This is a genomic window from Streptomyces sp. NPDC102490 (genome assembly GCF_044765285.1).
Classification (GTDB): domain Bacteria; phylum Actinomycetota; class Actinomycetes; order Streptomycetales; family Streptomycetaceae; genus Streptomyces.
The window spans coordinates 359,748-379,855 of sequence record NZ_JBIWJU010000006.1; the positions used below are offsets into that span (position 1 = coordinate 359,748).

At 72.8% G+C, this 20,108-nt stretch carries 23 protein-coding genes and 1 pseudogene; 11 read left to right on the plus strand and 13 right to left on the minus strand.

Annotated elements, in window-relative coordinates; all coding sequences use genetic code 11:
- Nucleotides 1-2: 2 nt before the first annotated feature.
- Nucleotides 3-188, minus strand: coding sequence for a hypothetical protein (locus tag ACIRGB_RS15930; protein WP_003974657.1), 186 nt, complete (start codon nt 186-188; stop codon nt 3-5).
- 288 nt (nt 189-476) lie between these two features.
- On the opposite strand from ACIRGB_RS15930, the gene ACIRGB_RS15935 reads away from it, so the two are divergent.
- Nucleotides 477-2,522 (plus strand): HelD family protein, encoded by a 2,046-nt coding sequence (locus tag ACIRGB_RS15935; RefSeq protein WP_403864314.1) that lies wholly within the window; start codon nt 477-479, stop codon nt 2,520-2,522.
- A 145-nt stretch (nt 2,523-2,667) separates the two neighbouring features.
- Here the strand turns inward: ACIRGB_RS15935 and ACIRGB_RS15940 are convergent, their stop codons facing one another.
- The 3 genes from ACIRGB_RS15940 to ACIRGB_RS15950 all read right to left on the minus strand — a co-directional run bounded on the left by ACIRGB_RS15940 (nt 2,668) and on the right by ACIRGB_RS15950 (nt 4,787).
- Complete coding sequence (locus ACIRGB_RS15940) at nt 2,668-3,357, minus strand: copper homeostasis protein CutC (RefSeq protein ID WP_403864317.1); 690 nt, start codon at nt 3,355-3,357, stop codon at nt 2,668-2,670.
- Nucleotides 3,358-3,442: 85 nt separating this feature from the next.
- Entirely contained in the window at nt 3,443-4,126 is a 684-nt protein-coding gene (locus tag ACIRGB_RS15945; protein WP_403864320.1) for a maleylpyruvate isomerase family mycothiol-dependent enzyme, read from the minus strand.
- Nucleotides 4,127-4,136: 10 nt separating this feature from the next.
- Nucleotides 4,137-4,787, minus strand: a complete 651-nt coding sequence (locus tag ACIRGB_RS15950) for a TetR/AcrR family transcriptional regulator (protein WP_403864323.1) — start codon at nt 4,785-4,787, stop codon at nt 4,137-4,139.
- 101 nt (nt 4,788-4,888) lie between these two features.
- On the opposite strand from ACIRGB_RS15950, the gene ACIRGB_RS15955 reads away from it, so the two are divergent.
- Together ACIRGB_RS15955 and ACIRGB_RS15960 are read left to right on the plus strand one after the other, a co-directional pair.
- Nucleotides 4,889-5,554, plus strand: coding sequence for a hypothetical protein (locus ACIRGB_RS15955; protein ID WP_403864326.1), 666 nt, complete (start codon nt 4,889-4,891; stop codon nt 5,552-5,554).
- Nucleotides 5,555-5,564: 10 nt separating this feature from the next.
- Nucleotides 5,565-6,653, plus strand: a complete 1,089-nt coding sequence (locus tag ACIRGB_RS15960) for a GNAT family N-acetyltransferase (RefSeq protein WP_403864329.1) — start codon at nt 5,565-5,567, stop codon at nt 6,651-6,653.
- On the opposite strand, the gene ACIRGB_RS15965 is transcribed toward ACIRGB_RS15960, so the two are convergent.
- Entirely contained in the window at nt 6,635-6,931 is a 297-nt protein-coding gene (locus ACIRGB_RS15965) for a DUF4031 domain-containing protein (protein ID WP_403864332.1), read from the minus strand. The genes ACIRGB_RS15960 and ACIRGB_RS15965 overlap by 19 nt on opposite strands.
- A 10-nt stretch (nt 6,932-6,941) precedes the next feature.
- Nucleotides 6,942-7,322: a hypothetical protein gene (locus tag ACIRGB_RS15970; RefSeq protein WP_403864335.1), complete on the minus strand. Its 381-nt coding sequence runs from the start codon at nt 7,320-7,322 to the stop codon at nt 6,942-6,944.
- 55 nt (nt 7,323-7,377) lie between these two features.
- Here ACIRGB_RS15970 and ACIRGB_RS15975 point away from each other — a divergent pair, with 55 nt between their 5' ends.
- From ACIRGB_RS15975 to ACIRGB_RS15990, 4 genes are all read left to right on the plus strand, one after another.
- Nucleotides 7,378-8,358, plus strand: a complete 981-nt coding sequence (locus tag ACIRGB_RS15975) for a MurR/RpiR family transcriptional regulator (RefSeq protein ID WP_403864338.1) — start codon at nt 7,378-7,380, stop codon at nt 8,356-8,358.
- A 109-nt stretch (nt 8,359-8,467) separates the two neighbouring features.
- Nucleotides 8,468-9,403, plus strand: a complete 936-nt coding sequence (gene murQ / locus ACIRGB_RS15980) for an N-acetylmuramic acid 6-phosphate etherase (RefSeq protein ID WP_403864341.1) — start codon at nt 8,468-8,470, stop codon at nt 9,401-9,403.
- A 67-nt stretch (nt 9,404-9,470) separates the two neighbouring features.
- A complete protein-coding gene (locus tag ACIRGB_RS15985; RefSeq protein ID WP_403864343.1) occupies nt 9,471-10,040 on the plus strand; it encodes a hypothetical protein in 570 nt (189 codons plus the stop codon).
- Nucleotide 10,041: 1 nt separating this feature from the next.
- Nucleotides 10,042-10,635, plus strand: a complete 594-nt coding sequence (locus ACIRGB_RS15990; RefSeq protein WP_403864346.1) for a TetR/AcrR family transcriptional regulator — start codon at nt 10,042-10,044, stop codon at nt 10,633-10,635.
- Nucleotides 10,636-10,648: 13 nt separating this feature from the next.
- On the opposite strand, the gene ACIRGB_RS15995 is transcribed toward ACIRGB_RS15990, so the two are convergent.
- Nucleotides 10,649-11,398: an SDR family NAD(P)-dependent oxidoreductase gene (locus ACIRGB_RS15995; RefSeq protein WP_403864348.1), complete on the minus strand. Its 750-nt coding sequence runs from the start codon at nt 11,396-11,398 to the stop codon at nt 10,649-10,651.
- A 93-nt stretch (nt 11,399-11,491) separates the two neighbouring features.
- On the opposite strand from ACIRGB_RS15995, the gene ACIRGB_RS16000 reads away from it, so the two are divergent.
- The gene (locus tag ACIRGB_RS16000) at nt 11,492-12,100 is read left to right on the plus strand and encodes a TetR/AcrR family transcriptional regulator (RefSeq protein WP_403864351.1); all 609 of its coding nucleotides are present in this window, start codon (nt 11,492-11,494) and stop codon (nt 12,098-12,100) included.
- Nucleotides 12,101-12,113: 13 nt separating this feature from the next.
- On the opposite strand, the gene ACIRGB_RS16005 is transcribed toward ACIRGB_RS16000, so the two are convergent.
- Nucleotides 12,114-12,503, minus strand: coding sequence for a hypothetical protein (locus ACIRGB_RS16005; RefSeq protein ID WP_403864354.1), 390 nt, complete (start codon nt 12,501-12,503; stop codon nt 12,114-12,116).
- Nucleotides 12,504-12,621: 118 nt separating this feature from the next.
- Between ACIRGB_RS16005 and ACIRGB_RS16010 the strand changes: the two genes are divergently transcribed.
- Entirely contained in the window at nt 12,622-13,461 is an 840-nt protein-coding gene (locus ACIRGB_RS16010) for a helix-turn-helix domain-containing protein (protein WP_403864356.1), read from the plus strand.
- Complete coding sequence (locus tag ACIRGB_RS16015) at nt 13,445-13,645, plus strand: DUF397 domain-containing protein (RefSeq protein WP_403864359.1); 201 nt, start codon at nt 13,445-13,447, stop codon at nt 13,643-13,645. Before ACIRGB_RS16010 ends, ACIRGB_RS16015 begins: the two co-directional genes overlap by 17 nt.
- Before the next feature lie 159 nt (nt 13,646-13,804).
- On the opposite strand, the pseudogene ACIRGB_RS16020 reads toward ACIRGB_RS16015, so the two are convergent.
- The 3 genes and pseudogenes from ACIRGB_RS16020 to ACIRGB_RS16030 all read right to left on the minus strand — a co-directional run bounded on the left by ACIRGB_RS16020 (nt 13,805) and on the right by ACIRGB_RS16030 (nt 15,968).
- Nucleotides 13,805-15,107: pseudogene (locus ACIRGB_RS16020) on the minus strand (replication-associated recombination protein A).
- Between the two features lie 103 nt (nt 15,108-15,210).
- Nucleotides 15,211-15,576, minus strand: coding sequence for an MmcQ/YjbR family DNA-binding protein (locus ACIRGB_RS16025; protein ID WP_403864362.1), 366 nt, complete (start codon nt 15,574-15,576; stop codon nt 15,211-15,213).
- Nucleotides 15,573-15,968, minus strand: coding sequence for an MmcQ/YjbR family DNA-binding protein (locus tag ACIRGB_RS16030; RefSeq protein WP_403864365.1), 396 nt, complete (start codon nt 15,966-15,968; stop codon nt 15,573-15,575). Before ACIRGB_RS16030 ends, ACIRGB_RS16025 begins: the two co-directional genes overlap by 4 nt.
- 237 nt (nt 15,969-16,205) lie before the next feature.
- Between ACIRGB_RS16030 and ACIRGB_RS16035 the strand changes: the two genes are divergently transcribed.
- The gene (locus tag ACIRGB_RS16035) at nt 16,206-17,036 is read left to right on the plus strand and encodes a helix-turn-helix domain-containing protein (RefSeq protein WP_403864368.1); all 831 of its coding nucleotides are present in this window, start codon (nt 16,206-16,208) and stop codon (nt 17,034-17,036) included.
- A 134-nt stretch (nt 17,037-17,170) separates the two neighbouring features.
- On the opposite strand, the gene ACIRGB_RS16040 is transcribed toward ACIRGB_RS16035, so the two are convergent.
- A complete protein-coding gene (locus ACIRGB_RS16040; protein ID WP_403864371.1) occupies nt 17,171-18,193 on the minus strand; it encodes an alcohol dehydrogenase catalytic domain-containing protein in 1,023 nt (340 codons plus the stop codon).
- Nucleotides 18,194-18,266: 73 nt separating this feature from the next.
- A complete protein-coding gene (locus tag ACIRGB_RS16045; RefSeq protein WP_403864374.1) occupies nt 18,267-19,703 on the minus strand; it encodes a carboxylesterase family protein in 1,437 nt (478 codons plus the stop codon).
- Nucleotides 19,704-20,108: the final 405 nt, after the last annotated feature.

The window sequence follows — 20,108 nt, forward strand, 5'->3', positions numbered from 1 at the left end:
GCTCAGTGGCGGCGGACGCCGGCCTCCTCGCCGTACTCACCGAGGACGACCACGTCGAAGGCGGCGCCCGCGAACACCCTGACGGCGCGCAGGGTGTCGCCGAGCCGGTGCCGGTGGCTGCCGGCCACGGGCGTGGCACCGGACGCGCGGCCCGGAGCCGGGGCGGGGGAGATGGTTGCTGCGCTCATGTCTCCATGGTGCGACCGTCCACCCCCCACCGGCATCGGTCTGCGGACCCACCCTCCGTCCCCCTCCGCTACGACCGTGGAGGGAGCGCATCCCTCAGCGCGGAGGACGTGATCCCCTAGGGGTCGAGCGCCAGGCGGCGAAAAACGGTTGGCCCGCGCCTCCCGCGCTCCCCTAGAATCTCCGCTCTTGCCCGCCTCCCCACGGAGTGCCGCCGTCCGGACGGAAACCGGTCGGCCCCCGCGCGCGTCCCGCGCCCACCGCACCGCAGGTCATCCGGAGGCACCCCCTTGTCCACGCCCGTGCACGACGACCCGCTTTCCAAAGAGCGCTCCCACCTCGCCGCGTCCCGTTCCGCGCTGCGCGCCATGCGCGAGGACGTCGAGTCCCTGGACATCACCGACGTCACCGCGAACTGGGTCAACGCCGCCGTCCTGGAGAGCCAGATCGAGCAGCGCATCAAGGCGCTCGCCGACCTCAGCGAGACCCCGCTGTTCTTCGGCCGGCTCGACTACCTGCACGCCCCGGGCGCCGAGCAGGCCGAGGGCGGGGAGGGCGAGCGCTTCTACGTCGGGCGGCGGCACGTGCACGACGCGGACGGCGACCCGATGGTGATCGACTGGCGGGCGCCGGTCTCCCAGCCGTTCTACCGGGCGTCGAAGAAGGACCCGCAGGACGTCTCGCTGCGCCGCCGCTTCGGCTACACCGGCGGCGACCTGACCGCGTACGAGGACGAGCACCTGCTCGACCCGGCCGAGGCGGCGACCACCAGCAGGCTGCTCCAGCAGGAGATCGAGCGGCCCCGCGTCGGACCGATGCGGGACATCGTGGCGACGATCCAGCCCGAGCAGGACGAGATCGTGCGCGCCGGGCTGGCCGGCTCGGTCTGCGTGCAGGGCGGCCCCGGCACCGGAAAGACCGCCGTCGGCCTGCACCGGGTGGCCTACCTCCTGTACGCGCACCGTGAGCGCCTGGCCCGCACGGGCACGCTGGTCATCGGCCCGAACCGGTCCTTCCTGCACTACATCGAGCAGGTCCTCCCGGCGCTCGGCGAGCTGACGGTCCGCCAGGCCACCGTCGACGACCTGGTCGCCCACGTCGAGGTGCGGGGCACGGACGAGGCGGCGACGGCGGTGATCAAGGGCGACGCGCGGATGGCGGAGGTGCTGCGCCGGGCCCTCTACTCCCACGTCACCCCGCCCACCGAGGGCGTCGTCGTGGTGCGCGGCTCGCGCCGCTGGCGGGTGCCGGTGTACGAGCTGGAGGAGATCGTCCAGGAGCTGCTCGCCCGCGACATCCGCTACGGCGCCGCCCGCGAGGCGCTGCCGCAGCGGATCGCGCACGCCGTGCTGGTGCAGATGGAGCGGGCGGGCGAGGCGCCGGACGACCGGGTGCAGAACGCGGTGGCGCGCGACGCGGCCGTGAAGGCGCTGGTGAAGTCGGTCTGGCCGCAGGTCGACCCGGCCAAGCTGGTGCTGCGCCTGCTCGCCGACGGGGACTTCCTCGCCGCGCACGCCGAGGGGCTCCTCACCGAGGACGAGCAGAAGGCGGTGCTGTGGGTGAAGCCGGCCCGCTCGGTGAAGTCCGCCAGGTGGTCACCGGCCGACGCGGTGCTGATCGACGAGGCGGCCGACCTGATCGAGCGCACCCACTCCCTCGGGCACGTGGTCCTCGACGAGGCGCAGGACCTGTCCCCGATGCAGTACCGCGCGGTGGGCCGGCGCTGCACCACCGGTTCGGCGACCGTCCTGGGCGACCTGGCGCAGGGCACCACGCCGTGGGCGACCCGGAGCTGGGCCCAGGCACTGGGGCACCTGGGCAAGGGCGACGCGGTGGTCGAGGAGCTGACGGCCGGTTTCCGCGTGCCGACGGACGTCATCGCGTACGCCTCCCGGCTGCTGCCGCACATCGCGCCGGGCCTGACGCCGGTGGCGTCGATCCGCGAGAACCCGGGCTTCTTCGACATCCGTACGGCCCCGGACGGGTCGGCCGACGTGGTGGCGGCCTGCCGTGAGCTGCTGGAACGGGAGGGCTCGGTCGGCCTCATCGCCGCCGACGCGCGGGTGCCGGAGCTGGCGGCGGCCCTGGCGGCGGCCGGGATCGGCCACGTGGGCCCCGGCGAGGAGACCACCCACGCCACCCGTCTCACCCTGGTCCCGGCCTCGCTGGCCAAGGGCCTGGAGTACGACTACGTGGTCCTGGACGAGCCGCAGGCCGTGGTGGACGGCGAACCGGACGAACGGACGGGGCTGCGCCGGCTGTACGTCTGTCTGACCCGAGCGGTCTCGGGCCTCATCGTGACCCACGCGACGGGACTGCCGCCGCAGCTCACCTAGCTGCGGGCAGTCGTGCGCTGAGGTACGAGGGTGGCGCTGACCGGCGCTGGCCGGGTGCCGCTGCGCCCACCCGTGCCGCCTGGGGGCACCTCCCAGGCCGTTCAGGCACTGGGGGAGGCACGACTGCCCGCAGCTACGGGGGGCTCTACTCCCCCAACACTTGCCGCCACTGGGCAACCGCCTCCGCCGACACCGGCCCCGCCCACCCGGAGGGCCGCGCCGCGCCGCCGATGTGGAAGCCGTCGATCCCCGCGTCCATGAGCCCCGGCACGTGGTCCAGGCGCAGGCCGCCGCCGACCAGCAGCTGCTGCTCGTACCCCGGCTCCCCCCGCCGCCGCGCCTCCGCGAGCAGCACGGTCAGGCCGTCGTCCACGCCCCCGGCCGCCCCGGCCGTCAGATACGTGTCCAGGCCCGGGAAGTCCGCGAGCTGCTTGCGCAGCGCGTCCCGGTTCGCGGCGCGGTCGATCGCGCGGTGGAAGGTCCACCGGCAGCCGTCCAGCACCTCCGCGATCCGCTCCACCGCGCCGAGGTCCAGGTCGCCCCCCGCGTCGAGGAACCCCAGCACGAACTGCGTGGCCCCGGCCTCCCGCAGCTCACCGGCGACGCGTGTCAGCCGCTCGACGTCACCGGCGGCGAACCCGTCCGCGAGCCGCAGCATCACCCGTACGTCGATGTCGACGGCGGCGCGGATCGCGGCGACGGTCGCGGCCGACGGGGTGAGTCCGTCGGCCGCCATGTCGGTGACCAGTTCGAGGCGATCCGCGCCTCCGGCCTGGGCGGCGACCGCGTCCTCGACGTCGAGGGCGATCACCTCCAGGACTGCACGCTTGCTCATGGGACCCCATTCGTCGGCCTGCTACAGGTCTAGTCCAATCCAAGACTACGCGCCCGCCGGCAGGCCCGGGTCCCCGCGGCGCCGCTCAGCCGCCGAAGATGTTCAGTTCCTTCGCCTCGACCCCGGCCAGCTCGTATCCCGCCGCTCCGTCCAGCGGACGGCCCGCGTAGAGCCGTACGAGGGTGGGGCCGTCGCCGATGAACCGGCCCGGCGGCCGCTCGCCGCTCGCCTCGCCCAGCTTCAGGGGCTCGTCGAGATCGTCCAGGTCGGCGTGGAGCGGCACATGGCCGCGCGCCCGGGTGACCGCGCCGAGCAGCGCGAGCGCCTCGGGGAGCCCGCGCCCCGCGTACGCCCCCGGCTCGCCGAAGGTCGCCCGTACGTCACCGGCGTGCACCCACTCGCCCAGCGCCACCGCGTCCAGCCTGCCGTCCGACCGGGCGATCACCGGTCCGGCCTCGGTCATGCCGCGCTCCAGTTCGTCGATGACCCGGGCGTTGCTCCAGTCGGCGCGTTCGGCGATGTCGCGGTCGTTGCACTCGGGTGAGAAGACGCCCTCTTCGAAGCGTTTCTCCACCACCCGGATCAAGGCGCTGGAGCAGTGCGCCAGCACGTCGCGCACGGTCCAGCCCGGACACGCGGCCACCGGCAGCGCGAAGTCGGCGTCCGGGCGGGAGCGCAGCAGCGGCACCAGGTCGTCGCGTTCGAGGGTCAGCAGCCGGCCGGGCAGCTCGGGGTCGCGTACGTCGTGCAGGTCTGCGGGAGTCGTCATGGACTCCACGTTAGGGGCCCAGCAGGTCCTTCAGTTCGGCCTCGAAGAGAAGAGCGGGGTCGAAGCCCATGCCGGTGAACTGCCCGGCGAGTTCCAGGGACAGGACGCCGTGCAGCCGGGACCAGAAGGACAGGGCCCGGTGCAGGGCCGGGGCGGGCGCCGGATGGTCGCCCGCCCACCGCCGGTGGGTTTCGAGGTGGGTGTCGAACGCCCCGGCGGTGCCGTCCGAGGACGGCGCCGCGGCACAGGCGTCGACGATGACCGCCATGGTCTCGGCGGCGATCTCGGTGATGTCGTCGGGGGCGTGGTAGCCGGGGACGGGGGTGCCGAAGATGAGGAAGTAGCGCTGCGGGTCGTCCAGGGCCCAGGCGCGCAGGGCATGTGCGAGGCCGGCCAGGTCGGCGCCGGCCTCGGCCGCGGCACGCAGGGTGTCGGCCTGGCTGCGGTAGGCGTCCCGGATGAGTTCGGTGATCAGCTCGTCGCGGCCGTCGAAGTACCGGTAGAGCGCGGGCCCGCTCATGCCCATCCGCTTGGCGATCGCGTTGAGGGAGAGCGCGGAGGCGCCCGCCGTGGCGATCTGCTCCCAGGCGTGTTCCTTGATCTCCGCGCGCACCTGGGTGCGGTACCGCTCGCGCGGGGTGCTGGTGCGCGCCTCCGGCATGGTGCCTCCGCCGCCTCTCGAGTTCCGCCCGGCCCGCCCGGCCGGGAACGCAGACACGTGGGTTAGAAGCTATCACGAACATTATCTGGAAGAATGCGCCCATGGCCGACCTCGACGCCCTGCGCTCCCGCTTCGCCCACGCCCTGGCGGGAGCCACCGCCGCCCCCGGTGCCGCCCCCGACCCCGCGCCGTACGCCGACGATCTGCTCGCCCGCTGGCAGGAGCCCCAGCGGCGCTACCACACCCTGGCGCACCTCACCGCGGTCCTGGACCGCGTCGACGTCCTGGCGGAGCACGCCGACGACGTGGACGTCGTACGCCTCGCCGCGTGGTTCCACGACGCCGTCTACCGGCCCGACCGGTCCGAGAACGAGGAGCGCTCGGCCCGGCTCGCCGAGCGCGCGCTCCCCGAGGCCGGGGTGCCCGCGGCGAAGACCGCCGAGGTGGCCCGGCTGGTGCGGCTCACCGTCACCCACGCGCCGGCCGACGACGACCGCGACGGGCAGGTGCTGTGCGACGCGGACCTGGCGGTGCTCGCCTCGCCGCCGTCGGCGTACGCGGCGTACACGGCGGCCGTCCGCGAGGAGTACCACTTCGTGCCGAACGCGGCCTTCCGCGAAGGCCGGGCGGCGGTCCTGCGCCGGCTCCTCGACCTGCCCACCCTGTTCCACACTCCGCACGGGCGGCGGGAGTGGGAGGCGACCGCCCGCCACAACCTCACCGGCGAGCTGGAAATGCTGTCGCTCCCGGACACCCCGGACGTCTAGCCTGCCCGGCATGCGAAGCATGGGTGGGGACCAGGTGGAAGAGGCCATGGCGGACGCCGTCGCGCTGCTGCGGACGGCGACGGACCGGGACTGGGAGACGACGCGGGCCGGACGGCCGGAGTGGAGCTGCCGGTACACGGCCGAGCACGTCGCGGGCGTCCTCCTCGCCTACGCGGGCCAGCTGGCCGGACGCGCCACCGAGGGGTGGGTCCCCTTCGAGATCACCCTCGACGAGGGCACCGGCAACGAGGACGTGCTCGACGTCCTGGAGACCACCGCCGCGCTGCTCGCCGCCACCCTCCGCACCACCCCGCGCGGGGTCCGGGCCTTCCACCCGTACCCCTTCCGCAGCGCGGACCGCGAGGGCTTCGCGGCGATGGCGGTCACCGAGGTGTTCCTGCACACGCACGACCTCGCCGAAGGTCTCGGGCTGCGCTACGAACCGCCCGCCGAGCGGTGTGCGGAACTGCTGGCCCGGCTCTTCCCGCACGTCCGGCCCGACACCGACCCCTGGCGCACCCTGCTGTGGGCCACCGGACGCGGCGACCTGCCCGGCCGGGCCCCGGTCACCGAGTGGCGCTGGCGCAACAACCTGGTGATCCCGTCCGAGCGGCTCACCCTCCAGGGCCTCACGCCCGCCGCCGCCACCGACCTCGCCGCGGGCGGCGACGGCGGCTTCGCGTGGATCGACGGCGGGCCCTTCCAGGGCACCCGGGACGCCGCCGGAATGCTGGTGAAGGCCTACGAGACCGGGGTTCACCGCCCGGTGTGGGGGGTCTTCGCCCTGGTCCGGCGCGAGGACGGGCGCGCGGTCGGCGGCATCGGCTTCCACGGGGTGCCGGACGAGCAGGGCCGGGTGGAGATCGGCTACGACCTCGCCGAGGCGGCCCGGGGCAACGGCTACGCGACCGAGGGGCTGCGCGCGCTGTCCGCGTGGGCGCTGGGGCGGGAGACGGTGACGGCCGTGCGCGCGACGACCGAGCCGGAGAACACCGCTTCGCAGGCCGTCATCGCCCGCGCCGGGTTCGTCCGGATCGCCGGTGAGACCTCCGAGGACGGTGCGGGCGGCGAGCAGTTCGCCTACGAGCTGCGCGGCTGAGCCCCCGGGGCGCCGCGCGAGGCCCCCTTGCGGCGGCGCAGTCCCGCCCCGTGCAGCAGCCGCACCACCTCGCGGCTGCTGACCTCCAGCGCCCCGGCGGACACCGCGTCGGCGTACCGGTGGGCGGGCAGGTCGTAGTGGTCGCGTTCGAAGGCGCGGCGCGGCACGCCCAGGGCCTCGGCGAAGGCGTGCAGTTCGGCGTAGGAGACGTCGCTGACCAGGTGGGACCAGAGACGGCCGTGGCCCGGCCAGGTCGGCGGGTCGATGTACAGGGTCACCGGGGGGTCCTCATGAGGGGGCGCCGCCGGTGGCCGCGCCCAGCGAGCCGACGGCCGCGACCTTCACGCCCGCCTTGCCGCACACCCAGTGCGGGTCGGGACCCAGCTCCGGCTCGACGTCCAGGGCGTGCGGGTCGCCGGAGCCGCACACCGGGCACAGCGGCCAGCGGCCGTACCGCTCCAGCAGGGCGTCCTGCACGTCCTGGGCGACCAGTCCGGCCACGAACTCCGCGCCCTCGGGCCACTGCTCGACCCACCAGCGCCGCTGCACGACGGCCTCCTCGACCAGCGAGACGACGTCCGGTTCGGCGACCTCGCCCGCCACCAGGTCGGCGAGCACGAGGGCGCGCGCGGCGTGCAGCGCCTGCTCCAGGGGGCTGATGGGGTTCATGCACCCATTGTGCGCACTCTTGACCCGCGGACCGAAACGAAAATATCTTTCATGAGTGACCGATGAAGTGAAGGAAACTTTCGTGAACGCTTCCGGGGCCCGCCGTGCCACCGGGGGCGGGAGCGCGCCGCCCGCACCGCCCGCACCGCCCGCGCCCGCCGCCCTCGCGGCCAAGGTCCGCACCCTGGCGCCGTCGATGACCCGGTCCATGCAGCGGGTGGCCGAGGCCGTCGCGGGCGACCCGGCCGGCTGCGCGGCCCTCACGGTCACCGGCCTGGCCGAGCTGACCGGCACCAGCGAGGCGACCGTCGTACGCACCGCCCGGCTGCTCGGCTACCCCGGCTACCGCGACCTGCGCCTCGCGCTCGCCGGGCTGGCCGCCCAGCAGCAGTCCGGCCGCGCCCCCGCCATCACCACGGACATCGCGGTCGACGACCCGATCGCCGACGTGGTCGCCAAGCTGGCCTACGACGAGCAGCAGACCCTCGCGGACACCGCCGCCGGATTGGACACCGTCCAGCTCGGCGCGGCCGTCGCCGCCCTGGCCGCCGCCCGGCGCACCGACGTGTACGGCATCGGCGCCTCCAACCTGGTCGCCCAGGATCTCACCCAGAAGATGCTGCGGATAGGGCTCATAGCCCACGCCCCGGGCGACCCGCACCTGGCCGTCACCAACGCGGTGCAGCTGCGCGCGGGGGACGTGGCCCTGGCGATCACGCACTCCGGTTCCACGGGGGACGTCATCGAACCGCTCCGGGTCGCCTTCGAACGGGGCGCGACGACCATCGCCATCACCGGCCGCCCCGACAGCTCCGTCACCCAGTACGCCGACCACGTGCTGACCACGTCCACCGCCCGGGAGAGCGAGCTGCGGCCGGCGGCAATGTCGTCGCGGACCAGCCAGCTGCTGGTGGTGGACTGCCTGTTCGTGGGGGTGGCGCAGCGGATCTACGAGTCGGCTGCGCCGGCTTTGGCGGCGTCGTATGAGGCGTTGGCGCATCGGCACGGGGCGCTCCGCGCGGATCGCGGCAGGTAATCACCGTGCACGGCTGCGGGTTCGTCGTGGCTGGTCGCGCAGTTCCCCGCGCCCCTGGGAACCTCGCACTACCCGGCATCTACAAGTCACTGGAAAGAGCCATACCCTCATGACCTCCACCCCCCATCACCCCGATCTGCGTTCCCAGTTGGAGACGTTGACGACCGAGGCGTTTCGGCCGGAGTTGGCCGAGATCGATCAGTTGCCGACGCTCGACATCGCGCGGCTGATGAACGGCGAGGACGCCACCGTGCCCGCCGCCGTCGCCGCGCGGCTGCCCGAGATCGCCGCCGCCATCGACGCCGTGGCCGCCCGGATGGCGCGCGGCGGGCGGCTGGTCTACGCGGGCGCCGGTACGGCCGGCCGGCTGGGCGTGCTGGACGCCTCGGAGTGCCCGCCGACCTTCAACACCACCCCCGGGCAGGTCGTCGGCCTGATCGCGGGCGGCCCGGACGCCATGGTCACCTCCGTCGAGGGCGCCGAGGACTCCCCCGAGCTGGCCCGCGCCGACCTGGACGCCCTGGCGCTGACCGCCGACGACACGGTGGTCGGCGTCTCCGCCTCGGGCCGCACCCCGTACGCCGTCGGCGCCGTCGCGTACGCCCGCTCGCTCGGCGCCCTGACCGTCGGCCTCGCCTGCAACCGGGACAGCGCCCTGGCCGCCGCCGCCGAGCACGGCATCGAGGTGGTCACCGGGCCCGAGCTGCTCACCGGCTCGACGCGGCTGAAGGCGGGCACGGCGCAGAAGCTGGTCCTGAACATGCTGTCGACGATCACGATGATCCGGCTCGGCAAGACGTACGGGAACCTGATGGTGGACGTCCGCGCCTCCAACGAGAAGCTGCGGGCCCGCTCGCGCCGCATCGTCGCGCTCGCCACCGGTGCCGCCGACCACGACATCGAGCGCGCCCTGACGGCCACCGACGGCGAGGTCAAGCCCGCGATCCTGGTCCTGCTGGCCGACGTGGACGGACCGACGGCCGCCCGGCTGCTGGCGGAGTCCGGCGGTCACCTGCGGGCGGCGCTGGCGGCGGCGCTCGGCTGACCGGCCCACCGCCTCCGGTCCGGCCGGGGGCCCGGGGCCGTCCGCGCCGTGTGCGATTCTGAAGGACATGAACCACGCCCAGCTGACCGCCCTGGGCCGCGCCCTGCGCCTCCTCGGTGAGCACGGCGAGGCCCTGACCGGCGACACCCCGGAGGCCAAGCTGCACGAGGTCCGCGCGGACCTGAAGCGTGCGCTGGACCAGCTGGAGGAGAGCGTCACGGCGGCGGCCCCGAGCACCCGCTGCCCGGAGCACCCGAACGGGCCGGTCGACCAGGCCGCCCCCGACCTGTGCCTGCTGTGCGAGACCCGCCGCCGCACGGCCCGCCGCGCCGAGTACAGCGGCGGACCGCTCCCCGCCCGGCCCGCCGAGCCGGTCCAGTCCCGCTACGGCGTACGGGGCGACCGGCCGCAGCCCCAGCAGCGCTGGCTGCCCGAGCAGTGGACCGGCCAGGCGTGGCAGCTGTGCGGCACCCCGCGCCGCGACCGCCGCGAGGCCGAGCTGTACATCGCGGCCCAACTGCGCGGCCCGCACGCGGCGATGGCGTACCGGCTCGTCCACGAGTTCACGGACTACGAGGTGCTGCGGGTGTGGGGCACTCCGGTGCGGGTGGACATCGAGCCGATGGGCGGCCTCTGACATGGTGCGACGCAACGACCAGCGGCGCGCGGCCCTCGTCGACGCCGCGATCGAGGTGCTCGCCGCGCAGGGCGCCCGGGGGCTGACCTTCCGGGCGGTGGACACGGAGGCCGCCGTCCCGGCCGGCACCGCGTCCAACTACTTCGCCAACCGCGACGACCTGCTCACCCAGGCGGGCGCCCGCGTCTACGAGCGGCTGCGCCCCGACGAGGCGACGATCGCCCGCCAGCGCACCGCCGGCCGCGACCGCGACACCTACGTGCAGCTGATGCGGGAACTGGTCGACCGCGTCTCCTCGTTCCGCACCGGCTACCTCGCGCTGCTGGAGCTGCGCCTGGAGGCCACCCGGCGCCCCGGTCTGCGCGCGGTGCTGACCGAGCGCATCCGCGAGGACATCGACGCCAACGTCGCCTACCACGAGGCGTCCGGCCTCCCCGGCGACGCCATGGCCGTCAAGCTGCTCATCCTCGCCCTGAACTGGCTGATCGTCGAACAGCTCACGCTGCCGGACGTGTTCACCGAAGAGGAGCGGGACCAGCTGGTGACGGCGGCGGTCGAGCGCATCGTGGTCGCGGACGGACCGGACCGGGGCTGATCCTCCCGCCGGGTCAGATCTGGTTCTCGCCGCCGTCGACGTACCAGTTGGCGCCCAGGACGAAGCTGCTCTGGTCCGAGGCGAGGAAGGCCACCACCGCGGCGACCTCCTCGGGGCGGCCCATCCGGCCGATCGCGGTGTCCCCGGCGAGCTTCGTGTGCACGGTGGGCGCGTTCGACTCGCCGAAGAGGTTGATGATCCCGGGGGTGTCGACCGGTCCCGGGGAGATGGCGTTGACCCGGACGCCACGCCCCTTGAGTTCGTTGGCCCAGCCCCGCGCGAAGGTCCGGACGGCGGCCTTGGACGCGGCGTACAGGCTGAACGCCTCCGTGCCGTTGTCGGCGGCGGTGGAGGCGTTAAGGATCACCGAGGCACCGTCGTTGAGCAGCGGCAGCGCCTTCTGCACGGTGAAGAGGGTGCCCCGCACGTTGACGCCGAAGGTCTCGTCGATCTGCTCCTCGGTGATCTCCTCCAGCGGCGCCAGCGAGGCGGTCGCCGCGTTGGCGAAGACCACGTCGAGCCCCCGGCCGCGGGCGCGGACCGCGTCGTAGAGCCGGTCCAGGTCGGCCGGGTCCGAGACGTCACCGGCCACGGCCGTGACCCGGTCCGCGCCGATGGTCTCCACGGCCGCGTCCAGCGCGGCCTTGCGCCGCCCGGTGATGAACACGTGCGCGCCCTCGTCCGCCAGCCGCACCGCGCTGGCCAGACCGATCCCCGTGCCGCCGCCGGTGACGACGGCGGTCCTGCCTTCGAGCTGTCCCATGGTGAAAGACCTCCAGAGATTCGGTACCGATCGGTACTGAAATAGACCGTAGCACATCCGTACCGATCGATACGGAAGGAGTAGACTGCCCGCATGGAGACGCGACAGAAGGGACCGCTCGGCCGGCCCAGGGGCTTCGACGCCGACGCGGCCCTGGAAAAGGCCATGCGGGTCTTCTGGGAGCAGGGCTACGAGGGCGCCAGCCTCACCGACCTGACCAGCGCCATGGGCATCACCCGCACCAGCATGTACGCGGCCTTCGGCAACAAGGAGGACCTGTTCCGCAAGGCGCTCGAACGCTACGAGGAAGGCCCCGCCTCCTACGTCGCCCGCGCCCTGCGCAAGCCCACCGCCCGCGAGGTGGCCACCGCGTTCCTGAACGGCGCCGTGGAGGTCAGCACCCGCCCCGACTGCCCGGCCGGATGCCTGGGCGTCCAGGGGTCGCTCGCCGCCGGGGAGACCGGGCGCTCCGCCCGGGACCTGCTCGCCGACTGGCGCGAGGGGGGCGTCGCCCAGCTCCGCGACCGGTTCGCGCGAGCCGTCGACGAGGGAGACCTGCCGCCCGGCACCGACCCGCTGCACGTCGCGCGCTACCTGATGACGTTCGCCAACGGCATCGCCGTGCAGGCCACCGGCGGCGTCACCCGGGAAGACCTCCACCGGGTGGCCGAGACCGCCCTGCGCATCTGGCCGCCCGCGTGATCCGTCAGGGGCCTCAGGGGTGCGCACTCTCGCGGTTCGTCCTGCGCAGCCGCGCCTTCAGCACCTCCTCCGGCCGCGCCTCCGTCACCGACGCCTGCGGGCAGTCCCACTCCCGGCCCCCCGCGACCGGCCGCAACTGCACACGGCCGCCCACGTGTCCCCTCACCTCCCCCACTCGCCCGTCCCGCGCGTCCACGGCATGCGTGCCGACGGCCGGCCGCTCGCCCCGCACCACCGACGCCAGCCGCTCCGCGACCCGTACGTTGCACCGCCCCAGGTCGACCAGGGCGAACGGCTCGTCGCTCGCGCCGGTCACCGGATCGACGCACAGGGACGGCAGGACGACACCGGCGCCCACGAGGGCCTGACGCAGGGACTCGACGACTTCTTCGGTCGACCGCACCCTTCCTCACCTCCACGCTGAGTTCGTGATTCGCGACACAGCGTGTCCGTTGCGCCCCTAACCTGGCCATACAGGGCGCTCCAACAACCCCTGCTGTGCGACCGGGAGTTCCGTCACCATGCCAGGACCGAAAGACCTCGACCCGTCCTCCTCCCCCCGCGCCCTCCTCGGCGCCGAGCTGCGCCACGCCCGCGAGAAGTCCGGCCTGAGCCAGGAGGAACTGGGCGCGCGGCTGTTCGTCAGCGGCTCGTTCATCGGCCAGCTGGAGTCCGGCACGCGCCGGATGCAGCCGGAATACGCCCGCCTGCTGGACGACGTCCTGGGCACGGAGGACTTCTTCCGGCGCAACTGCGCGGCGTCGGCCAAGTCCAAGTATCCGGAGCACTTCGCGCAGGCGGCGGAGGCGGAAGGGACGGCCAGGGAGATCAGGGAGTACGCCCCTTTGCTGATCCCCGGCCTGTTGCAAACACCGGCGTACACACGAGCGGTGTGCCGCGCCTATCAGCCCACCGCGCCGGATGACGTGATCGAGGCGCTCGTGACGGCCCGCATGGAGAGGACCCAGCTGCTGGACGATCCAACAGACCCCGTGTTGTGGGTGGTGCTGGACGAGGCTGCGTTACGCAGGGCGACAGGGGGATACAAGGTGATGGCCGAGGCACTTGCCCACATCGTCGCGCTGGTCCGCAGGAACCGAATCATCGTGCAGGTGCTTCCCTTCGAAGCCGGGGCACACGCCGCGATGGAGGGCGCCATCAAGCTGATGGACTTCGACGCCGCTCCACCGCTTGCCTACTTCGAGGGCGTGGGGACCGGACGGCTTGAAGACGACCCGGCGATCGTGCGCCACCAGCGGCAGACCTACGACCACCTCTCGGCTTGTGCCCTGCCCCCGCAGAACTCCCTGGTCCTTATCGAGGCGATGGCGCAGGATTACGCCCATGAGGAGCGACACTGAGGCGACTTGGTACAAGTCCAGCTACAGCGGCGGCAGCGGTGGCAACTGCCTCGAGGTCGCCACCGGCAACACCGCCATCCCGGTCCGGGACTCGAAGAACCCCGAAGGGCCCACCCTCCGCTTCCAGGCCGTGGCCTGGCAGGTCTTCGTCGACGGCATCAAGGCGGCCCCGGCTTCCAAGTGACCGAGGCACACGGGCCCCTTCCGTCAACGGCTGGCAGCGGTGGTGGCCTTCGACAGCGAAGTTGGTTGTGCGCAGCGCGCTGACCTGCGTCGACTGGATCGGATGTCAACACGGCGAGCGATAGCGCGGAACATCGTGTGCGCTGCCCAAGCGTCCGCGTCAGCCGCTGCGTCGGCCAGCGCGGAGGGCGGCCCAGTGGCGCAGCCGTTCGCTGATCTGGGCTTCGTAGCCGTTGTGTGTGGGCTGGTAGTAGGTCTCGCAGTCCATGTCGTCGGGGAAGTAGTCGGCGCCGGAGAAGCCGTCGGTGGTGTCGGGGTCGTACTGGTAATCCTTGCCGTAGCCGAGGTCCTTCATCAGCCGGGTCGGGGCGTTGAGGATGTGGGCGGGCGGCATGAGTGAGCCGGTGCGGCGGGCGGATCGGTGGGCCGCGTTGAAGCCGCGGTAGACGGCGATGGACTTGGGGGCGGTGGCGAGGTAGACGGCGGCCTGGGCGATCGCCAACTCGCCCTCGGGGCTCGTACACGTCCCAAGCGGCGAGGGCCTGCTGGATGGCGTGCGGGTCGGCGATGCCGATGTCTTCGTTCGCGAAGCGGACCAGGCGGCGGGCCACGAACAGGGGGTCCTCGCCGCCGTCGAGCATGCGGGCGAGCCAGTACAGGGCCGCGTCCGGGTCGGAGCCACGCATCGACTTGTGGAGCGCGGAGATCAGGTTGTAGTGGCTCTCCTGCGCCTTGTCGTACAGCGGGGCGCGCTGATGGGTGTGGTGGGCGAGGGCGGCGGTGTCCAGGGGGGTGCCGGGGTTCGGGAGGGCCTGGAGTTGTTCGGCCATGTTGAGGAGGTAGCGGCCGTCGCCGTCGGCCATGGCGATCAGGGCGCGGCGGGCGTCGTCGTCCAGGGGCAGCCGGTGGCCGGTGAGGTCCTCGGCGCGGTCGAGGAGTGTGGACAGGGCGGCTTCGTCGAGGCGTCGGAGGACGAAGACCTGGGTGCGGGAGAGGAGGGCGCCGTTGAGTTCGAAGCTCGGGTTCTCCGTGGTGGCGCCGATCAGGGTGATCGTGCCGTCCTCGACGTAGGGCAGGAAGCTGTCCTGCTGGGCGCGGTTGAAGCGGTGGATTTCGTCGACGAACAGCAGGGTGCCCTGGCCGATGGTGCGCCGGCTGCGGGCGGCGGCGAAGACCTTGCGCAGGTCGGCCACGCCGGAGAAGGTGGCCGACACCGGTTCGAAGGCCAGGTTGCTGCCGTCCGCGAGCAGGCGGGCGATGGTCGTCTTCCCGACGCCGGGCGGGCCCCACAGGATGGCGGAGCCGAGGCGTTGCGACGCGACCATGCGACCCAGCGGGGCGTCCGGGGCCAGGAGATGGTCCTGCCCGACGACCTCGTCCAGCCGGGTGGGGCGCAGGCGGTCGGCGAGTGGCCGGGCGGGTTCCTCGTCGAAGAGCGGCAGGGTCGCTTCAGTCGGTTCCATTGGTCTCTCGGATCGCAGGCAAAGGTGTGCGGGCGTGGCGAGCGTTGCACGGGGCACTGACAGAGGTGGGCTCAGCGGCTCGTGGGCGCGCTGGCGGTGCTCGTCAGCTACGGGGGCGGTCGCGCCTGGGCAGCCGCTCGACGGCCAGGTCGTAGGAATCCTCGACCGCGTCGGTGACCAGCCGCCCGGTGATGCCGGGGCCCGGCCCGAGCGAGATCCAGTGGTGTTTGTCGAGGTAGCGGCCCGGTGTGATCGAGGCGTAACCGTGCACGCGCGCGCGGGCGTGTTCGGGTTCGCACTTGACCGTGATGATCTGTTCGTCCGGGTCGTCGGTGACGATCAGGAACACCTTGCTCGCGACCTTGTACACCTCGAGTGCGGGCGTGAAGGGGCGGCCGTGGGTGACGCCGGGCAGGGCGAGCGCCGCCCGGCGGGCGGTGTCCTGGAGCCGGTCGCCGGCCGCGCTCACCGGGCCGCCCGCGTACTGGTGCCGTAGGTGTGCGGGTCGACGGGCTGCTCGGCCTTGGGCAGGTGAGCGACGACGAGCCGGTAGGAGTCGGTGACGAGTTCCTCGACCAGCTTCTTGCTGACGTCGTCCCCGCCTTCCAGGGTGATCCAGTGCTTCTTGTTCATGTGGTAGCCGGGGGTGATGTGGCTGTACTGCTCCCGCAGGGCGTGGGCCTCGCCGGGGTCCGCCTTGAGGATCACGACGGGCCGCCCCGGGACTTCCGTCAACAGCATGAACACCTTGCCGCGCACCTTGTAGACCTCCCAGTCGGGACCGAAGGGGTGCTCCAGGTGAGCTCCGGGGAGTTCCTCCGCGCAGTCGGCGGCGGTCTTGTGCAGGGCCGATCCGTTCATGGGGCGTCTTCTTCCTCTGGTGGTCACGGACTGTGGCATCGAAGAATGTGGAGGGCGCGCCGCGCGGGCGCGGGGCCACGTCCCATCCTTCCGCCGCAGCCGCCCCGAAGGGCGGTAGGCTGCGGACACGTGATGGTCGACATGCGACACCCCGATCCGAGTGGACGCGCGGCCGGTCAGGCAGCGGTTCCCCTGTTCGGTTTCCAGCCCCCGGTCGGTACCCCGTACGGCCTCGAGGTGAGCACCGTCGAGGACTTCTTCGCCCACCACGACGACTGGCCGTGGAACCCACCCCGTCCGGGCCGCGCCGCCTTCCACTACCTCATCGCCGTCACCGAGGGCGAGCTGCGGCACGACGTCGACCACGTCACGCGGACCGTCACCCCCGGCCAGTGGCTGTGGGTGCGTCCCGGACACGCACAGTGCTGGCATCCGCCCGGCGCGGCCCGCGGCCCGTTCATCCTGTTCGAACCGGACGTACTGCGGCCCGACCTCGCCCGTCTCCTGGCCCCGCTCACCGCGCACGGGGCACCTGCCGTGCTCAGCCCGCACCCCGACGACACCGCCTGGCTCCAGCACACGGCACTCCAACTCCTGGACGAACACCGCGCACTGGGGCGCCGCCCCCTCGACATCCACCACGCCCTGCGGCGCAGCCTGCTCGAATCACTGCTGCTGCGCCTGGCCAACTCCCCGGGCATCGCCCCCACCGGGACAGCCGCGGCCGGCGCGGGCCGCGCCGACAGATACCGACACTTCCTGGACGCCTTGGAGCTGCACTTTCGCGAGCTGCACCAAGCCGCGGACTACGCCGAGTTGCTCGGCTGCTCGGTCCGCACCCTCAGCCGCGCCGCCCAGGATGCCGCCGGCAAGGGAGTACGTGAACTCATCGACGAGCGGCGCCTCCTGGAGGCCCGGCGCCTGCTGGGAAGCGCCGGCTGGGACGCCCGGGCCGTGGCCGTCCACCTCGGCTTCACCGACCCCGCGAACTTCGGCCGCTTCTTCCGCGACCGCACCGGCCTCACCCCGGCCGCCTTCGCGGCTCGCGCAGCCAGGACCGACGCGTGACGGAAACCCGGTGAGGCTGGACGGTACCGCGGCCGGGAGGCGGCTGCCTGCCGAGCCGTGGGGAAGGCACCGCGGTGGTGGCCGCTGTCGAGCGGCTTTTCCCTCTCTTGCCGCTCAAGTCGAGGGATCCGGGCTCAGTCGTCCAGGACGACGACGTGCTTGCCCGGCGTGGCGCCGGACTCGAGGTCGGCCTGGGCATCACGGACCTGTTCCAGGCCGTGGTAGACCTTCGCGACCGGGACCTTGAGGCGCCCACCGGCGATGGCGTGGAGCTGGTGGGCGAAGACGTCGGCTGGCAGGTCGGAGGCTTCGCCCGCATAGCTGGTCAGCCGCACCCCGCTGGGGATCATGAACGGGGTGAAGTCGGGGATCGTCCACTGCCCCGCCAGGGCTCCGGTGAAGCAGACGGTGCCGTGGCGGCGGACGGTGCGGAGGGTGTCGGCGAGGGCCGAGCAGCCCACCAGTTCCAGTGCGGCGTCCACGCCGTCCGGCAGCAGCGCGCGCACCTGGTCGGTGAGGGTGCCGTCGTCGACAAGGGGATGGTCAACGCCCGCCGCCCGCAGTTCCCCGGCCCGGCCGGGGCTGCGGGTGGTGGACAGGACGGTGGCTCCGAGGTCCTTCGCGATGGTGGCCGCGCTCAGCCCGACCGTGGAGGTGCCGCCGCGGATCAGCAGTGTCTGCCCGGCCTTGAGGTCCAGGCCGGTGGTCAGCGATCCGTAGGCGGTCTGGAACATCTCCGGCAGCGCACCGACGACCTCCCACGGCAGACTGGTCTCGAACGGGATGACCTGCGCCGCAGGGACGGTCACGTACTGGGCGTACGAGCCGTCGTACGAGCGGCCCATGTTGCCCATCATGGTCGCCACCTGCTGTCCCGGCCGCAGTCCGCTGTCCTCGTCGGTCTCGTCGACCACGCCGACACCCTCGATGCCGGGAACGCGCGGGTAGGTGACCTCCGCGTCCGACTCGCCCTTGCGGGTGGTGATCTCGGACTCGTTGACGCCGAACGCCTTCATCTGGATCCGCACCCAGCCGGGCTTGCGCATGGGCACCGGCACGTCCTTGATCTCCAGTGCTTCGAGGCCGCCGGGCCGGGTGACGACGACGGCCCGCATCGTCGCCGGTGCGGCGTCGCCAGCTGCTGTCCCTTGGCTCATACCCAGCTCCTTTACCGTGTTCGTCCCCCGGTGCCTCTGTGCTGTTCCGCATGCCGGTATGGCCCGATGGCCGTCAGGGGCGGTCGATGCCCTCCCACAGGTCGATGGCCGCCTGGTAGTGGGCGCTCGCCTCGAAGGGAGGGTTGCCGACGCTTTCCGAGGTCGGACGGTCCGTGACGGCGGGCCACAGACGGGACTGCTCGCCGGTGACGAAGTCGAGCAGGATGTCGCGGATACGCGTGTCACGCTCGGCCTGCTCGGCACTGCGGCCCGGCTGTTCCTGGCCGACCAGGGCGTACATCTCGGTGCCGTGCACGGCGGGCGCGCCCTCGGCGGGTCCGATCACCAGGAGATGGGCGTTGCCACCTGCGGCGGCGTGGGCCAGGGCACCGCGGGCGGCGGGAAGCGCGAAGAGGTAGTCCGCCATGAGCGCGGCGCGAACCTCGGCCGGGGTACGGCCGCCCTGGTCGTAGGCGTGGACGATCTTCCTGGCGCGGGAGCGGGAAATGCGCCACCCCGCGACCTCGTAGGTGACGCGGTCGAGCGTGTGCGGGTCGAACCGGTCGAGGTCGTTCGCCACCCACCAGCCCATGTCGTCGCTGGCCATGCTCAGCAGCACGTCGACACCGCGGTGCGCGCCCGAGGCCAGGACGTCCATGGGGTGGGCGTGCACCACAGCGCCGGGCTGTCCGATGTCCAGGACGACGCCGGTGGCCTGGTTGTCCACCCCGCCGCGGACGCCGAGATCCGTCGGGACGACCTTCTTCAGGGCGGCCACCAGAGAGGCCGCGTCGAGGTCGATCAGCTTGTCGGGGTTGTCTGCGACACCGAGTTCCGTGACAAACCGGTGCGCGAGCTCCTCGGCCCACCAGGCCGGGATCGAGCGGGCGGGCCCGCCGGAGAACCCGGCCAGGCGCCGGTACAGGCCGTTGGCGGAGGAGGCACTGAGCAGCCCGAAGGTGGTGTAGGCGCCGCCGCTGTGGCCGTAGACGGTGACCTGGTCGGGATCGCCGCCGAAGTGGGCGATGTTCCGCTGGACCCAGGTGAGCGCGGCGATGGCGTCCTGCAGGAAGAGGTTGCTGGCCTCGGCGAGACGCCCGCCGTACTGCGAGAGTGAGAGCGCGCCCAGGGCACCGAGCCGGTAGTTGATCGACACGCCCACCACGCGCCCCGTCGCAGCGAGGCCGGCGGCGTTCGAGGTGATCTGCGTGTTGGCGCCGTACTCGAATCCGCCGCCGTGGATGTACACGGCCACCGGCAGCGCCTCCCTGGCCGGCTGCTCGGGAGCCCACACGTTCAGGTTCAGGCAGTCCTCGCCCATCCCGCTGTCCGCTTCGAGCCAGTCACCGCTGTCGGGCTGGACGGAGACGACGCCCTTGCGGTCATAGGGGAGGTCCGGATCGAACTCCGCGACCACGGGACGGCGGTACCGCTCGGCGGTGGCATACGGGATCCCCCACCAGGACCGTACCCCTGGTGCAGTCGGAGCCTTGGTTGTGGCGGCGGCCATGACATGTCCTTCCGGCGCTTTTCGGGTGATGCGGGAGAGTGCGTCGGCGGCTGATTGCACGCCGTGGCGTCCTCCCATCCTTCCCCGGGATCCGGCAAATCGCCCGGTGGGGAGCGGTCACGCGATGGTCGCCAGGTGACACTTTGGCGCTCCTCTTCTGCGTCATCCACGGCCTACGCGGGCTGACGCCTTTGTCATCCGTTTTCGACACGGGTCCGCCCACCGGGCGGCAGACGCCGAGCCCACCCGGCATACCGGCGAGACGCAAACGCGCCCCTCACGCTGGGCGACCGCACAACGCGCCCAGGGACCGACGTACCCGGGACACCCACCCTCCCCCGGCCGCCCGCACGCTTCTCACCCGGGCTGGAGCGAGCCGGGTCAAGGGGCGGCCGCAGGCCGATC

Coding starts and splice junctions, on each gene's coding strand:
- ACIRGB_RS15930 (WP_003974657.1), bottom strand. CDS start 188: ATGAGCGCAGCAACCATCTCCCCCGCCCCGGCTCCGGGCCGCGCGTCC.
- ACIRGB_RS15940 (WP_403864317.1), bottom strand. CDS start 3,357: ATGAGCAAGCGTGCAGTCCTGGAGGTGATCGCCCTCGACGTCGAGGAC.
- ACIRGB_RS15945 (WP_403864320.1), bottom strand. CDS start 4,126: ATGACGACTCCCGCAGACCTGCACGACGTACGCGACCCCGAGCTGCCC.
- ACIRGB_RS15950 (WP_403864323.1), bottom strand. CDS start 4,787: ATGCCGGAGGCGCGCACCAGCACCCCGCGCGAGCGGTACCGCACCCAG.
- ACIRGB_RS15955 (WP_403864326.1), top strand. CDS start 4,889: ATGGCCGACCTCGACGCCCTGCGCTCCCGCTTCGCCCACGCCCTGGCG.
- ACIRGB_RS15960 (WP_403864329.1), top strand. CDS start 5,565: ATGCGAAGCATGGGTGGGGACCAGGTGGAAGAGGCCATGGCGGACGCC.
- ACIRGB_RS15970 (WP_403864335.1), bottom strand. CDS start 7,322: ATGAACCCCATCAGCCCCCTGGAGCAGGCGCTGCACGCCGCGCGCGCC.
- murQ (WP_403864341.1), top strand. CDS start 8,468: ATGACCTCCACCCCCCATCACCCCGATCTGCGTTCCCAGTTGGAGACG.
- ACIRGB_RS15985 (WP_403864343.1), top strand. CDS start 9,471: ATGAACCACGCCCAGCTGACCGCCCTGGGCCGCGCCCTGCGCCTCCTC.
- ACIRGB_RS15990 (WP_403864346.1), top strand. CDS start 10,042: ATGGTGCGACGCAACGACCAGCGGCGCGCGGCCCTCGTCGACGCCGCG.
- ACIRGB_RS15995 (WP_403864348.1), bottom strand. CDS start 11,398: ATGGGACAGCTCGAAGGCAGGACCGCCGTCGTCACCGGCGGCGGCACG.
- ACIRGB_RS16000 (WP_403864351.1), top strand. CDS start 11,492: ATGGAGACGCGACAGAAGGGACCGCTCGGCCGGCCCAGGGGCTTCGAC.
- ACIRGB_RS16010 (WP_403864356.1), top strand. CDS start 12,622: ATGCCAGGACCGAAAGACCTCGACCCGTCCTCCTCCCCCCGCGCCCTC.
- ACIRGB_RS16015 (WP_403864359.1), top strand. CDS start 13,445: ATGAGGAGCGACACTGAGGCGACTTGGTACAAGTCCAGCTACAGCGGC.
- ACIRGB_RS16030 (WP_403864365.1), bottom strand. CDS start 15,968: ATGAACGGATCGGCCCTGCACAAGACCGCCGCCGACTGCGCGGAGGAA.
- ACIRGB_RS16040 (WP_403864371.1), bottom strand. CDS start 18,193: ATGAGCCAAGGGACAGCAGCTGGCGACGCCGCACCGGCGACGATGCGG.
- ACIRGB_RS16045 (WP_403864374.1), bottom strand. CDS start 19,703: ATGGCCGCCGCCACAACCAAGGCTCCGACTGCACCAGGGGTACGGTCC.